2 protein-coding genes are annotated in these 597 nt (G+C 43.7%); both read left to right on the top strand.

The window, feature by feature from the left end:
- Positions 1–337 (top strand): carbohydrate-binding protein (locus A3756_RS00660; protein ID WP_156490138.1); only part of this gene is annotated, 337 nt, incomplete at its 5' end.
- A 28-nt stretch (positions 338–365) separates the two neighbouring features.
- Positions 366–593 carry a hypothetical protein gene (locus A3756_RS00655; RefSeq protein WP_068552633.1) on the top strand — a complete coding sequence of 76 codons (228 nt, stop codon included), beginning with the start codon at positions 366–368 and terminating at the stop codon, positions 591–593.
- Positions 594–597: the final 4 nt, after the last annotated feature.

Here is a 597-nt window from a genome sequence, read left to right as displayed (position 1 = left end):
AAGTTATGGCTCAGGCTTTACCGGCTCAGGTTATATCAATATAAGCTTGGCACAGGATGGAGATTACATTGAGTTCTCGGATATTCAGGCGTTCGCCATCCCTTACAACCTAACAATCCGATACGCTTCATCAAATGATAGCTCTTCTTTCGATATCCTTGTGAACGGTAGCGCCGCTGGTAGCATCGCTCTTTCTGCGACTGGTGATAACGCTCTCTATTTGGATTCAGCTGCTTTGCCTGTCACGCTAGTATCGGGCGCTAACACCTTGCGATTCAATATACTTGTCGATCCAACCGATAAACGAATCGACTCGTTTACTCTAACGCCGCAATAGAATGGAAATTAAAGCTTAAGGTGAAACTATGTTGAATCGATTTATTTACGCTGCTTGTCTACCAATATTATTAAGTGCCTGTGATGGCGGTAGCAAGCAATCGAGCACTGAACCAGCGGATATCAGAACAGGCAGTTTTATTGATAGCCCGGTATCAGGCCTATATTATGAAACAGAAACACAGTCAGGCATGACGAATGAGCGTGGTGAGTTTTCTTATAGCGATGGCGAACAGGTTAAATTCTCTATTGGTTGAATCT

This window comes from Oleiphilus sp. HI0086 (assembly GCF_001635225.1).
Note: the sequence above shows the minus strand (reverse complement) of the source record. Positions and strands in the feature narration are given on the sequence as shown.

What these genes read in the sequence shown, in the direction of transcription:
- A3756_RS00655 (WP_068552633.1), top strand. Translation starts at nt 366, where the DNA reads ATGTTGAATCGATTTATTTACGCTGCTTGTCTACCAATATTATTAAGT.